Consider the following 13055-nt stretch of genomic DNA (forward strand, 5'->3'; position numbering starts at 1 on the left):
CCAATGATGGGAAGCAAAACAAGAGAGCGATCGCAGATACAATCATAAGGAAAAAACAAGCTCGTAGAAAATGGCTGAAATTGTCAATAACCTTAAAATTAGCTGTTGAATGCGGCTTGAAACTAGCCTTCAATTAATAGCAAAATCTGTATATTTACGCACAGATGGTAACTGAAAACCTAAAACAATATCTTCTTTTGGGACACCTAATTCAACCAATTCATTAGCAATTCCTATCTCTGTTCCATCTTGCTGAATCCAAATTTTCTCGTTAATAATATCTAAATGGAGAACAGGGCCATATATGCGGTCTTGTTCGCGCCAACCTACATAAACTAATTGATAATGATCGTGTTCTGTATCGAAAATTATCTGTGCTTGAATGCGATTATCCCAAACAGTATTAGCATGTTGTTTAAGTAAATTCTTAATATACTGTCGATATTCGTCTATCTTTGCCATTGGGCGATCGCCTCCTGTTCAATATTATAAATTAGTAAACAGAGATAATTAGTTTTAATTACAGATTGGATAAATGGAAGGATAAAAAATTCATTGTAAACAGTACTAGGAAACGTTAAATATAAAGTCCGATTGGCTTCTTGTTTTTGTAAAGCAATTCGGTAAATGATAAATTGTCCTAATGCAGCATAAAGTTCTGTGATTTTTGATGGACTTAGAAAACTTTTAATTTCAACAGCTATTTTTTGTCCTTGTTTTTCGGCTGCAATAACTTTTTCTGCTCCTAAATCAATATATAATTCAAGGGTTCCTGCCTGGAGAGCATAAGGATCGTGAGTGATTAACCAGCCATCTTTCTCAAGTGCTGTTCTGACAACTGTATGAAAAGCATCTTTAGCAGACACAGGTTTAATTCCAATTTATGGCAGTGCTTGATTTAAAAATTTTCATTTTATTAATACATTGACAACCTAACGAAGCTTTTTTTTAACTAAATTTAATATAGTTCTGTTTCTTCTCACCTGTCTACTTACTCCAGATGCAGAGGAGAAGAGGATTGAATGAACCGCAGATGAAAGAGCGATCACCCCATCCCTGAATAACTTCGATAAAATCACTATGGTGCTAGTTAACCCTGCCTAAATTTAATGAAAAGCGATATCTCCGATGGGCTACGCCTACGCCCTTTTTCCCAACCTTCCCTTCAACGTCCTGAACTACTTGCGCCAGCAGGTAATTGGGACTGTGCTAAAGCTGCTGTGGAAAATGGGGCAGACGCGATTTACTTCGGTTTAGATCGCTTCAACGCCAGAATGCGGGCAGAAAATTTTACTGAGGCGGACTTACCTCAATTGATGACATTTCTACACCGTCGCGGCGTAAAGGGTTATGTCACTATCAACACACTAATATTTCCCAAAGAACTAGCAGAAGCACAGCAATATCTCCGCACAATTATTGCAGCTGGTGTGGATGCGGCGATCGTTCAAGATATTGGTATATGCCGTCTCATCCGTCACCTTTCCCCCGATTTTCCCATCCATGCTTCCACCCAAATGACCATCACGAGTGCAGCTGGGGTGAAATTTGCCAAGTCCCTTGGCTGTCAATTGGTAGTGCTGGCGCGTGAATGTTCTCTCAAAGAAATCAATAAAATACAGCAGCAAATTGCCCAACAGGAAACGTCTCTGCCCTTGGAAGTCTTTGTTCATGGTGCTTTGTGTGTGGCGTATTCTGGTCAGTGTTTGACTAGTGAGGCTTTAGGCGGACGTTCTGCTAACCGAGGTGAATGTGCCCAAGCTTGCCGGATGCCCTACGAGTTAATCGCTGATGGGGAAGTTGTGAATTTAAAAGAACGCAAATATTTACTCAGTCCTCAAGACCTAGCAGGGTTAGATATTTTGCCAGATTTGGTGAAATCAGGAGTAACCTCTCTCAAGATTGAAGGCCGCCTGAAAGCTCCAGAGTATGTTGCTAATGTCACCCGTGTTTATCGGCAAGCTCTGGATGGAGTAATGACGCAATTGGAAAGACCTAATCCCTTAACTCCTTTGCATACAAAGGAAAGAGAAAGAGGTCAATCAGACCAAGAACACTACAACCTAGAAATGGCATTTTCTCGCGGACTCTATACGGGCTGGTTTAGCGGAATTAATAATCAGGAACTAGTTCACGCCCGCTTTGGTAAAAAACGTGGGGTTTATCTGGGTGAAGTTATCCGCATTCACAACGAACAGGTAACAGTCAAATTGCAAGCGCCCGTAAAACCAGGAGATGGAATTGTATTTGATTGCGGTCATCCAGAAGTGAAGGAAGAAGGTGGCCGAGTTTATGCTGTGGCGTCCAAAGGTAAAGAAACTTTGCTGACATTTGGGCGAAATGACTTGAACCTGCGCCGAGTGCATATAGGCGATCGCATTTGGAAAACCAGCGATCCAGAACTCGATAAGCAACTACGTCAAAGTTTTGCTGGCGAAAATCCCCAATATCAACGTCCCATTGACTTGGAGGTTTATGGAGAAGTTGGTCAGCCATTGATTGCGATCGCTCGCGATCGACTCGGTAATATTGTACAAGTAGAGTCTGCAATTTCTCTGGTGGAGGCGCACACTAAACCCTTAGATACAGAGCGTTTACAAGAACAATTGGGTCGTCTCGGTAACACACCTTTCTGTTTAGGAACACTAACCAACCACCTCATTGGTGCTATTATGCTACCCGTAAGTGAGTTGAATCGGATGCGGCGGGAAATCGTAGCGCAGTTGGAAGAATTGCGAAGTCAACCCAAACGCTGGCAATTACGTTCTGATGTCTCTTTCCAAAACTTACTCCCTTCCTCATTATCCTCATCTCCCAACCTGCGGGAAGCTAAAGCTATATCTCCTTCACTCATCGTCCTAGTACGAAATCTCAAGCAACTTCAAGTAGCACTCAAAGCGGGAATCCAAACACTTTACTGTGAATTTGAAGACCCCCGTGCCTACCAAGAAGCGGTGCAAATGGTGCGCCAGCAACAGCAAAAAAACAAAGCAGACAATTCCTCACTTTTAACTGATAACTCAGCACTCTTAACTCCTAACTCCCCACTCCCCACCATCTGGGTTGCACCACCCCGAATTACCAAACCTGGAGAAAATTGGATTTTGCAGCAAGTACGTGCCTGTGAAGCAGATGGCTATCTGGTGCGGAACTATGACCAACTGCAATTTTTTGCAGCAGACCGTTGTATCGGAGATTTTTCGCTCAACGTTGCTAATCCCTTAACAGCAGATTACTTTCAACAACACTTTGGTTTAGAACGGCTGACGGCATCCTATGACCTGAATATTACCCAACTGCAAGACCTGCTCACCAGTTGTCCACCCCAGTGGTTTGAGGTGACAATCCATCAACATATACCGATGTTCCACATGGAGCATTGTGTATTTTGCGCCTTTCTCTCGACGGGTACAGATTACACTAATTGTGGACGACCTTGTGAAAAGCAGGAAGTGAAATTGCGCGATCGCGTTGGTAGCGAACATGTCCTCAAAGCAGATGTAGGTTGCCGAAATACTGTATTTAACGGCACTGCTCAAACGGGAGCCGAGTACGTACAACGCCTCATAGAACTGGGATTACGTCAGTTTCGCATCGAATTTGTGAATGAAACACCAGAGCAAGTGAGTAAAACAATACATTTTTATAGTCAATTATTGCAAGGTGAGATTACAGGTTCCCAACTCTGGCGCGAGTTGAAGTTGCAAAATCAACTGGGTGTGACTCGTGGACCGATGGGAGTGTCAGCACTGCGGTTATAATTGATTTTCTGAACGCCCAGCATGAAAAATCTGTTCGGCGGTCAAGTTTAATTCTGGGAATGTAGGCGATATGATGCGGTCATTTCCCAAAAACAGATTAACTTGATACTCACCATCCACCAAATAATAAATCGAAATAGTCGGTTGTTTGGGATTACCTATGATACCTTCTACCGCCCAAAGCTAAATAGTCAACAATCCAGTATTCAGGAACGCCAAAAATTTCATAGTCAACCAGCTTGGATGCATAATCATCTCTCCAATTAGTGCTGACGACTTCAATAACTAGGGGAACCGATGCAGCTTGAATCACCGTTGAAGATTTTTTCCACATTGGTTGTGCTGAAAGATTATTTTGATTTCTCAATATCACATCAGGTGAATAAACTGATTCTTTGTCAGGAATCTTAACTAGTGCTTGCTTGGGTATGAGGTATGGGAATTTTAATCGTTTGAACTCTAAAGTTATTTCACCAGCTAAAAAACCATTAATCTCTTCATGGTCTCCTACTGGCTGTATTTCAACAATCACTCCATCGTGTAGTTCATAACAACCCTGAGAAAACAGGCTTTTCAGTCTCAGTATGTTTTCAGAAATCAAATCGGAGTCCTATATATTGAATTTCTTAACGAGACACCCTTTGTTCATAATTGGTTTGCAACTTGTCTAACTATTTCCACAAATCTAAGCACGATTGGGGATGTCTCATTTTTTCGCCAAATCATCGCAATGCCGACTTTTGGAGTAGATTCTTGTACACTTTTATAAACTACTCCAGTCCGTTGCATATTTTGCAAAGATGCTGGCACGAGCGCCACACCCATCTCGGCTGCTACTAAGCTGACAATCGTTTGCATCTGGATAGCTTCCTGAGTAACATTAGGACTAAAGCCTGCTTGTTGGCAAAGACTGATTATTAAATCGTAAAGTCCAGGCGCTAATATTCTAGGAAATAAAATAAATGGTTCATTGGCAAGCGATGTCAAACACACATCAGACTCATTGGCTAGCAAATGTGCTTCAGGTAATGCCACCACCAGCGATTCTTGAAAAATAATCTCCCAATTAAATCTATTCTCATCAACAGGTGGACGCACAAATCCTACATCCATTCGACCTTCTCGCAACCACTCTAGCTGTTGATCTGTAGTTAGTTCGTGTAACTCTAAACTCACACCAGGAACACAACTACGAAAGCTTCGCAGAATAGTTGGCAAAATATTATATGTGGCAGAACTGACAAAGCCAACCACTAACTGTCCAATTTCGCCCCGACTGGTTTGCCGCCCAACTTGAATTGCCTGTTGTAATTGCCTGAAAATTTGCTGAACTTCACATAGAAACACTTGTCCCGCTTCTGTTAACTGCACATTTCGTTTCGTACGGTGAAACAGTTCAAAACCTAATTCCCCTTCTAGCTGCCGAATTTGTTGACTCAAGGGGGGTTGGGCAATATGCAAGCGTTCTGCCGCCCGCCCAAAGTGCAGTTCCTCTGCCAGGATGACAAAGTAGCGCAAATGCCGTAGTTCCATTTGTTACCCAAACTCATATCTTTTAAATATTAGTTAACGTCAAAATATATATTGGACATAATTAAAAATCTTTTTTACTGTAGTGATTAGGTATTCATGAACCTCAAGCAGATGGTTGAGGATTGGTGAATCAACACATTGTAATTTCACAATTTTATGAATAATATCTCAACACTCAATAATAATTGGGACACTTCGCTTTACGAAGATAAACACGCCTTTGTCTGGCAATATGGTGAAGACTTGTTGCAATTACTCAACCCCCAGCCAAGAGAATCGATTTTGGATCTTGGCTGTGGTACTGGACAACTCACCGATAAAATTGCCCAAGCCGGTGCCCAAGTATGGGGAATTGATAACGCACCTGCGATGATTGAAAAGGCAAGACAAAACTATCCCCATATCCGCTTTGATGTTGCTGATGCTAGGAACTTTCAAGTAGATAAGCCATTAGATGCTGTGTTTTCCAACGCTGTACTACATTGGGTAAAAGAAGCAGATAGCGCGATCGCTTCCATATATAAATCCCTAAAACCCGGAGGGCGTTTTGTGGCAGAATTTGGGGGTAAAGGGAATGTAAAGGCGATCGCCACAGCTTTATACAGTGCTTTAGAGTCCATTGGTATCCCTCAAGCACAAGTAGAGAATCCTTGGTATTACCCCAGCATTGGTGAATACAGCAGCCTCTTAGAACATCAAGGCTTTGATGTCATTTATGCTATCCTGTTTCCTCGCCCAACTCCCCTAGCAGAGGGAGAAGCTGGCATCGCAAACTGGATTAAAATGTTTGCCAGCCCTTTCTTAGCAGGACTTTCACCTGAGCAACAAATACAAATAATTCCCGTCATCGAGGAATATCTAAAGCCAACACTATATCAACAAGGAACTTGGACAGCAGATTATCGAAGAATTCGCATCGTTGCCGTTAAACTTTAATTTGTGCCAATTTTAACTTGTGTCTTCATAACGAATTATAAATTAGTATCAGTTATGCATATATTTAAATTGTGCGATCGCCTTTGGCGTTGGCGCAGCCATCGCCAGACATCGTTTTCATTACTACTAACCATTAGCCTTACAGCTTTACTAGTCCCGCCCTCACTAGCACAGACCCCTTCAATACCGTCGCCTTCTAGTGCGCCTTTAGAACTAGACTTATTGACCAAGCCAAAAGACTATATAATCACAGCTACCACCATTCACCCAGAACGATTAACCGTTCCCAGTTTATGGTGGGCACAACAAAACTCTGAGAAAAAGCTATTGGATAATTGGATCGCATATCCAGCTTCTAACAAAGAACCTGCACGAGTAGACTTGATCGTGAATCAGCAAATTTGGAGCTTACTAGAGTATATAGAGCGCTACGACTTCGTAAATCGCTTGGGTAGCGCTGCACGGAACTTTGGTTACAACGTCCGGGTATTTAATTATCAAAAAGAACCCTTGGCAACCTACACTTGCAACTTTAGTATAAGTCCAGCTTTATGCAGTATCCAAACCACTATTAAGAACAAGATAGGGTTACAGCGTTCACTCTAGTAAGTTGATTAGGTTTTTAACCGCTGGAAAAGGAGAATCAATAACCCATGCCCAATGACGCCAGTTGCTTAAAGTCGGGCATTGCCGGACGCCAGTCGCTCATGGGGGAAACCCCCAAGACCGCGCTGGCTCCCCAACGCACTGCCTCCCCAATGCCCCATGCCCAATTCCCAATTAAACCTTAATTTTGGCGAATAAAGACTCGTATTGTTTTATTGCTGATGGAGATAACGGAAGTAAAAATTCACTTTTATCAAAAACTTTGCGATCGCTCTCTAACAAACTCCATAATGGTTCTTGGATATCGGAAGCGGCAATATTTGTAGAAATTGGCGAATTACTTTTAGTTAGCACCGAAATTTGTTTAGCTGTGCTTGGTTGCCAACAAAAATCAATCCATTGATCTGATAAAGTATCCTCAGTAATCCCTGCGGGACGTACCCATAAGTCCGCCCAAATTGCTGTTCCTGACTGGGGGATAACTGCGGCAAGCTGCGGATAACGTCCCAGAATAGGCAATACATCGCTTGACCAACCAACCGCTAACCAAGTGTCTTCTATAATTAGAGGTTCCAAGTAGTGATTGGAACTGTAAAACTTCACCTGTTGGTTTAATATCTGTAATTCCTTTTCCAAGTCTGGTACTTGGTCAAGATTCTCAGTATTATAAGATTTTCCCAGTTTTTTTAAGACCAAACCAATAACTTCTCGTGGTTGATTGAGTAGGGAAATACGCTGCTGCATTCCATCTCGCCACAAATCACTCCAATCTTTGGGCGTCCATCCCAATTTTCGCAACTTGTCACGGTTATAAATAATTACTGTACTACCCCACCTGTAAGGTGCACCCCACACCTTCCCTTGAGTATCCAAAATACCTTGATCGTTACGCGTTACCAGTTGTTTCCATTTTTCATCTAAAGTAGACCACTGCTTTAATTGGTTTCCCTGCACTTCTTGGAGTGGTTGAATCAATTTCTGTTCAATAGCTGCTTGTAGCCAGTAATCTCCCAATGTCACTAGGTCTGTGTCAGCTGCTTTTTGACCTTGCCTAAAGGGTATAAAGCGACGCCATCCCTGCTCATCGCTGGTTTTTGGCTTCTGCTGCCAATTTTGTAATTGCTGAAATAAATCCTGTATATGCCCAACTGGAGTAAACTTTAACTGTACCCGTTGTTGCAAACCTTTGTGGAATTGATTCACCACCTGACCAGGTATAGAACCTTTTAATAACTGTACTTTTAGTTGCGTCTGCTTGTTTCCACCACAGCCAAAAAGCAGTTGTGAAAGTGCCAGTGTGCTTGTACCTAGCAAAAAAGACCGTCGATCCATTGATTTTGGATTTTGAGATTTTTGATTATACTTAATATTAAGCAGAGATTTACCAGTGGCTAACTAGCTGAAAAAGTGGATCTGGAGAATTATCGGTATTTTTTCTTAATAATAGGGTTAATTTTGAATATTTGACTCAAATTAGCGATTTTTTGTCAAATTACTACCTAAAGATTAATTTTTATCCATATATTTACTTGATGGTACTTATGGTGGAATCTTACTTGTATTTAGAACTAATGATTTAAATGTTACATTTCCACCAAAAATTATCAATACTTAAAAAATCCATAAGTATCGTTAAGGTTGGGAGTAAATTGAATAACATATAGAAAATGTACGAATAAAGGTATTAAATGGAGCTATTACAGCAGCAGATCCTGACTTTAAGCCAAAAGCTGGATGACCTGTGCCAAGTAATTGAGCAGCTTGATGGTAAAGTCACTCAAACTTTCTCAGAGTGTTCTTTAGCGAATACACAAGCAAAGGATAATTGCCAACAAAATGGCGCGGCTGGAGGCTACCAGTTTAAAGGACGTAACAATTTAAATCCAGAAATGGAACACAAGGATGTGTTGACAGATGGCATTTATCTAGATACACATCGTCAAGCTGGAGATAATATAACACCAGAAATTCAAATACAACGACTGACAGCACAATTAACAGCAGCGTACAATCGCATTGCGGCTTTAGAAGAACAATTACTTAGAGAGAGAATTCACTAAATTTAACTTGAGTTCAACGAATTAAAAGAATGGTTGAAGGTAGATGGCAAGCCTTTAGGTTTAATGTCAACTGATAGCTTTGTAAGCATATATTAAATAAGTATAAGCAACTAATCCAGCTATCAAATTGATAAAAAACTTAAACACACTATTACATATATTTACGTAATAGTGTGATATATTTACTTGTAAGTCTGAATAACCTTCATCCAAACTACTGTAAAATACGTTAACGTTGCCATTTCCGTCTTCCCCTCTTCCAGAAACCAGGTAAGAAAAACCGTTCTGGGTTAGTAACGGTGTACTTGTATTTAAAAATTTATCATTGATTCCGTATGTACCTGGTGAGAGCAACCCGATGATTGTCTCAGTAATTCCTTGGGCTGTCCTTTTGCTAGTTATTGCTGTAATTGTTTTTTATAGGATCTAGATCGGTGGTAGTAAGAGTGCCGCTAGCGGAAATCCCTGTACCATTTGCTTCATAACTGGGAAAAGAGTATTGAAAATCAAATAGCTGTACAGCTTGTGCCGCAGAAGATGCACCAATACCAGTAATACCGACAACAGCACTAGCGGTAGCAATACCAAGCTTTTTTACTAATTTCATCAGATAATTCTCCTGAAAAATAAGAAGGTAAACAAAGTTGCATAGTTTAAATTGCTAGAAAGACGCTCTTACGCATAGACACACAGAGAAGTTAAGAGTTTCTGGCTATTGTATAGCAACGGACAGGGAGCTTAGGACAGCAATAAAATCACATAGTATCCTGTTGAAGGCGCGTTTCCCACGAACTGTCCTAACGGCTTTGGCGACTGCTATAAGTCAACGCATTGGCATTGCAGGGTATTGCCAAATTTAATTCGCTACGAATTAATGAAATTCTGTACTTAGCCGTTCAAGTTGGGCTTCAATGGCTGTCAAAAGTTGGTGTTGCTGCCAATCTTGGCTAAGATGTGCAGCTATGCAAGCGGCTCCAGCACCCATACCTTCTTTGACAAAGCCCTGCTCATAAGCTCTCAGTTGGGGATAACGAGAATCAGCAAAGCTCAGATGAGTTGCTAATAGAGGAGGGGTTTCTCTACTCAAAGTTAAGCTGTTTTTTCCTAAGTTAAGGGCTAAGTCAACTGTAGCGCCAGTAGGATCTTCAGCCACCCAGCGGGTTGTGCCTACAACTACTGCTTCTGGTTGCCATGATAAGGCGTAAGCTTGAGCGATCGCACTAATGAGCGCATAAACCGCCAGCATTTGCGTCCCTCCAGCCAGCATTACACCACAACTACGGCTAGCAGCGATCGCCATCCCAGCTACCACCACCTGCATTGGATCGCCCACGGCGGCGACAAGTTGTAGGGGATCTACAGAATTTTGGATTTGAGATTGGAAGTTTATCTCCCCCTGCTTCTTGCTCCCCCTCATCTTGTCCAGCCCAGCTTGCACTAGTGCCCACTTTTGCGCGTGGTTACAAACAGGGTGGCTACTGTTAACTTTTCCCGCAGCATCTATACCTAAACCAGTTAAGATTGCCAGGGCAGTTGTAGTACCTCCGACGACGCACTCACCGACAATCAGATACCCCTGTTGGATATTGGCGGCAAGGCGTTCTCCCCAAAGTAGCCCTTGTTCAAACAAGTGATGTACTGTTGTAATTTCCATAGCAGCGCCTCCACTTAAACACTTAGCAGGAGCGCCACCCAAATCAATTACTGGCAAAGCAGGAGGCTGAGGTAAACCAGCATTAAATAAATGAACTGGTATCTTTAGTGACTCAAAGACAGTACGAGAAATCAGCACAGGTGAAGCCCCAGCCGCCAATGGTGGCAAGGGATATTGGGCTTTATGTTCTGGGCCGTAATACAAAAACTCAGCATCGGCACAAGCAGTATATTTCCGATCCTCTGGAGTGCGACCAGCTGCTGAAATCCCTGGAATTAAACCAGTTTCAGTAAATCCTAAAACACAAGCAAATACAGGTAGACAACCACGATATCTTTGCAGCCATTGTTCACCCTGTTCTTTTTGGGTATAAATACGAATTTGGGAATTGGGCATGGGGAATTGGGCATGGGGCATTGATTATTAGTTAAAACTCATCATTTAACCAATGACCAATGACAAATGACTAATAACTATCCTTCATAATCCATGAGAACTTGTACCCAATGTGGTGGGCGGGGAATAGGGTTGCCCAGGCGGTCAAAAAGCAACCATGCTGCCAGGTGTACCACAAAAAGGTAGATAAAGTTGTTGAGTATAATTAAAGCGATCGCTCCCACTTGAATCAAAAATACACTGGGACTCGTCAACAAACTCAAGTTAAAAAATACCCACTCAATGAACTCAGTCACTTGGGTAATCACATAAATCCACAGGTCTTCACCTGACAAAACAGACAGCAACCACAGCCGAAAAAAGACTCCTAAAGTACCTAATAGCGTACCCAAAGTGATAGAAACAATCCAGGGAACACGACGACGACACCACGTCGCGCCCAAAAGCACGCCCATGAAACCGTAGGGCATGACAAACAGCAAACTGCGGGCTGGCCCCATCAATACTGTTAGCAGTAACCCAGAGGTGAGTGCTGCCATCCATGCCGCACGTTTGCCCCAACGCAGATAAACTAGAGCGATCGGCACTGGAAAAAATATCCGCAAAACTGGGCCCAAAGGAAAGTAAAAATTAATAAACCAAATTAGGCTAGCGGTACTCGCTAAAAATGCCGTTTCCACCATCCTTAAGGGCGCATCAGCTTTGATTTGAGGGGGCATTAACTGCTGTTCTTTATCTAACCAATGATTCTGAGGAGTTGGAGATTCAGAGGATGGATCTTCCTCCGGTTCATCTGGGAGAGAATCTAAAATACTCATATATGACAAGTTTTTAAACGATCATTCTTTCTAAGGCTGACAAATCAGGAATACAAATAGTGTCTTGATCCCGTTTAATCAAGCCTTTTTTTTCTAGCCTTGTCAATACTCGTGTCACTGTTTCTCGCGCCAGTCCGCTCAAACTACTCAATTCCCGATGAGGTAAATTGGGGATTTCGGTTCCGGTTTGCCCTTTTCTTCCCTGTCCTTCTGCCAAAAATAACAACGTATCTGCTACCCTTGATTGGCTATCAGATTCTCGCAACCGCAATCGGCGATTTACTTGCCGCAAACGTCGTGCCATTAGTTGCGCCAATCGAACTCCCGCCAAAGGTTCTATCTGAAGTAATTTGACAAAATCCTGAGCAGGCATACTACCAATTACCGTTGGAGCCAACGTAATCACATCCGTGGATCGAGGTGCTTCATCTAGCGCCGCCATTTCACCAAACAATTCACCTTTGCCAATAATATTCAGCGTTACCTCTTTTCCTTCCAGATTGTAGGTGCGAATTTTTACCCATCCATCCATAATAAAATACACAGAACCACCCCAGTCATTTTCCAGCAGAATCACCTGATTGGCTGGGTGAGTGCGGGTAACAAGATGGGTGAGGGCTGATTCCACAGCAGTTTCTGGCAACCCTTGAAAAAAGGGAGCGGAGGTGATCATCCAGGAATTAGCCTGTGCTTGCAAGCTATATCGATCTTCCATTACGACATCTTTAATTCAAGCTGCTATGTACACATAAAAAATTAGGAGCGCCATTTGTAGCCTAAGCTATCATTGCACATCTCCCTTTCAAAGAAAAAACTAAACTATGCTACACAAGAAAGCGACAAGAAGTTTTTCTATAATCTTTACCTATAAGTTTAAACGGAGTAAAAGTTTTGCAAAAAGTATTTTATAGCCGGCGGTTGTATTGCTTAGGGCTAGCTGCACTGCAAACTTGATTAGTTATGAGTATAGGCAAACAACATTAATGATACTAAAGGGAGTAAATTATTGCTCAGGTATTTTAGCGATTTTCAAAAATAGGCAACCAATGACCTGCAAAATTAAGCTTTTCGAGCAAAGGCTGTCTGAAAAGGACAAGGAGAGGGGGAGACAAGGAGATAAGGGGATGGGGGGACAAAAAGAAACTTTTTCCTTGTTTTCTTGGATGATTGAAGATTGCCACGACTCCCAGTAATCCATAACATAATGACAGTCACAAGTCCAAGTAGCGGCTTTTGCCACTCAAAATTCTATGGTCGATGCTGCGCGTAGCAATATCTCCATAGGGGTACG

Annotated in this window: 13 protein-coding genes and 1 pseudogene; 5 read left to right on the forward strand and 9 right to left on the reverse strand. The window is 42.1% G+C overall.

The features are described from left to right. Positions 1 to 129: 129 nt before the first annotated feature. Both V7K56_RS17700 and V7K56_RS17705 read right to left on the reverse strand, forming a co-directional pair. Positions 130 to 462, reverse strand: a complete 333-nt coding sequence (locus V7K56_RS17700) for a XisI protein (RefSeq protein ID WP_334912175.1) — start codon at positions 460 to 462, stop codon at positions 130 to 132. Then, on the reverse strand, positions 450 to 866 hold the full coding sequence (locus V7K56_RS17705; protein WP_334912176.1) for an element excision factor XisH family protein: 417 nt from the start codon (positions 864 to 866) through the stop codon (positions 450 to 452). Before V7K56_RS17705 ends, V7K56_RS17700 begins: the two co-directional genes overlap by 13 nt. A 243-nt stretch (positions 867 to 1109) precedes the next feature. On the opposite strand from V7K56_RS17705, the gene V7K56_RS17710 reads away from it, so the two are divergent. Continuing rightward, the gene (locus V7K56_RS17710) at positions 1110 to 3761 is read left to right on the forward strand and encodes a U32 family peptidase (protein ID WP_334912177.1); all 2652 of its coding nucleotides are present in this window, start codon (positions 1110 to 1112) and stop codon (positions 3759 to 3761) included. On the opposite strand, the pseudogene V7K56_RS17715 reads toward V7K56_RS17710, so the two are convergent. Further along, positions 3756 to 4362: pseudogene (locus tag V7K56_RS17715) on the reverse strand (Uma2 family endonuclease). The gene V7K56_RS17710 and the pseudogene V7K56_RS17715 sit on opposite strands and share 6 nt — an antisense overlap. 44 nt (positions 4363 to 4406) lie before the next feature. Next, complete coding sequence (locus V7K56_RS17720; protein WP_334912178.1) at positions 4407 to 5294, reverse strand: LysR family transcriptional regulator; 888 nt, start codon at positions 5292 to 5294, stop codon at positions 4407 to 4409. A 156-nt stretch (positions 5295 to 5450) separates the two neighbouring features. Between V7K56_RS17720 and V7K56_RS17725 the strand changes: the two genes are divergently transcribed. From V7K56_RS17725 to V7K56_RS17735, 3 genes are read left to right on the forward strand one after another with little or no spacing between them, the layout of a single operon-like run. Further along, the gene (locus V7K56_RS17725; RefSeq protein WP_334912179.1) at positions 5451 to 6230 is read left to right on the forward strand and encodes a class I SAM-dependent methyltransferase; all 780 of its coding nucleotides are present in this window, start codon (positions 5451 to 5453) and stop codon (positions 6228 to 6230) included. A gap of 54 nt (positions 6231 to 6284) precedes the next feature. Further along, the gene (locus tag V7K56_RS17730; protein ID WP_334912180.1) at positions 6285 to 6836 is read left to right on the forward strand and encodes a hypothetical protein; all 552 of its coding nucleotides are present in this window, start codon (positions 6285 to 6287) and stop codon (positions 6834 to 6836) included. A gap of 47 nt (positions 6837 to 6883) precedes the next feature. Next, positions 6884 to 7021, forward strand: coding sequence for a hypothetical protein (locus V7K56_RS17735; RefSeq protein ID WP_334912181.1), 138 nt, complete (start codon positions 6884 to 6886; stop codon positions 7019 to 7021). On the opposite strand, the gene V7K56_RS17740 is transcribed toward V7K56_RS17735, so the two are convergent. Further along, on the reverse strand, positions 7011 to 8168 hold the full coding sequence (locus V7K56_RS17740; RefSeq protein WP_334912182.1) for an extracellular solute-binding protein: 1158 nt from the start codon (positions 8166 to 8168) through the stop codon (positions 7011 to 7013). The two genes, V7K56_RS17735 and V7K56_RS17740, sit on opposite strands and share 11 nt — an antisense overlap. A gap of 356 nt (positions 8169 to 8524) precedes the next feature. Between V7K56_RS17740 and V7K56_RS17745 the strand changes: the two genes are divergently transcribed. Further along, positions 8525 to 8896: a hypothetical protein gene (locus tag V7K56_RS17745; RefSeq protein ID WP_334912183.1), complete on the forward strand. Its 372-nt coding sequence runs from the start codon at positions 8525 to 8527 to the stop codon at positions 8894 to 8896. 394 nt (positions 8897 to 9290) lie between these two features. Here V7K56_RS17745 and V7K56_RS17750 read toward each other — a convergent pair whose 3' ends face one another. The 4 genes from V7K56_RS17750 to V7K56_RS17765 form a co-directional block, all read right to left on the reverse strand. Further along, positions 9291 to 9503, reverse strand: coding sequence for a hypothetical protein (locus V7K56_RS17750; protein ID WP_334912184.1), 213 nt, complete (start codon positions 9501 to 9503; stop codon positions 9291 to 9293). A 264-nt stretch (positions 9504 to 9767) separates the two neighbouring features. After that, the gene (cobT, locus tag V7K56_RS17755; protein WP_334912212.1) at positions 9768 to 10946 is read right to left on the reverse strand and encodes a nicotinate mononucleotide-dependent phosphoribosyltransferase CobT; all 1179 of its coding nucleotides are present in this window, start codon (positions 10944 to 10946) and stop codon (positions 9768 to 9770) included. A gap of 77 nt (positions 10947 to 11023) precedes the next feature. Continuing rightward, positions 11024 to 11764: a DUF2232 domain-containing protein gene (locus V7K56_RS17760; RefSeq protein WP_334912185.1), complete on the reverse strand. Its 741-nt coding sequence runs from the start codon at positions 11762 to 11764 to the stop codon at positions 11024 to 11026. A 13-nt stretch (positions 11765 to 11777) separates the two neighbouring features. Continuing rightward, positions 11778 to 12479: a Crp/Fnr family transcriptional regulator gene (locus V7K56_RS17765; protein ID WP_334912186.1), complete on the reverse strand. Its 702-nt coding sequence runs from the start codon at positions 12477 to 12479 to the stop codon at positions 11778 to 11780. Positions 12480 to 13055 lie beyond the last annotated feature (576 nt).

The organism is Nostoc sp., from assembly GCF_036917535.1.
Classification (GTDB): Bacteria; Cyanobacteriota; Cyanobacteriia; order Cyanobacteriales; family Nostocaceae; genus Nostoc.

Coding starts and splice junctions, on each gene's coding strand:
- V7K56_RS17765 (WP_334912186.1), bottom strand. CDS start 12,479: ATGGAAGATCGATATAGCTTGCAAGCACAGGCTAATTCCTGGATGATC.
- V7K56_RS17700 (WP_334912175.1), bottom strand. CDS start 462: ATGGCAAAGATAGACGAATATCGACAGTATATTAAGAATTTACTTAAA.
- V7K56_RS17730 (WP_334912180.1), top strand. CDS start 6,285: ATGCATATATTTAAATTGTGCGATCGCCTTTGGCGTTGGCGCAGCCAT.
- V7K56_RS17725 (WP_334912179.1), top strand. CDS start 5,451: ATGAATAATATCTCAACACTCAATAATAATTGGGACACTTCGCTTTAC.
- cobT (WP_334912212.1), bottom strand. CDS start 10,946: ATGCCCAATTCCCAAATTCGTATTTATACCCAAAAAGAACAGGGTGAA.
- V7K56_RS17710 (WP_334912177.1), top strand. CDS start 1,110: ATGAAAAGCGATATCTCCGATGGGCTACGCCTACGCCCTTTTTCCCAA.
- V7K56_RS17750 (WP_334912184.1), bottom strand. CDS start 9,503: ATGAAATTAGTAAAAAAGCTTGGTATTGCTACCGCTAGTGCTGTTGTC.
- V7K56_RS17720 (WP_334912178.1), bottom strand. CDS start 5,294: ATGGAACTACGGCATTTGCGCTACTTTGTCATCCTGGCAGAGGAACTG.
- V7K56_RS17760 (WP_334912185.1), bottom strand. CDS start 11,764: ATGAGTATTTTAGATTCTCTCCCAGATGAACCGGAGGAAGATCCATCC.
- V7K56_RS17740 (WP_334912182.1), bottom strand. CDS start 8,168: ATGGATCGACGGTCTTTTTTGCTAGGTACAAGCACACTGGCACTTTCA.
- V7K56_RS17735 (WP_334912181.1), top strand. CDS start 6,884: ATGCCCAATGACGCCAGTTGCTTAAAGTCGGGCATTGCCGGACGCCAG.
- V7K56_RS17745 (WP_334912183.1), top strand. CDS start 8,525: ATGGAGCTATTACAGCAGCAGATCCTGACTTTAAGCCAAAAGCTGGAT.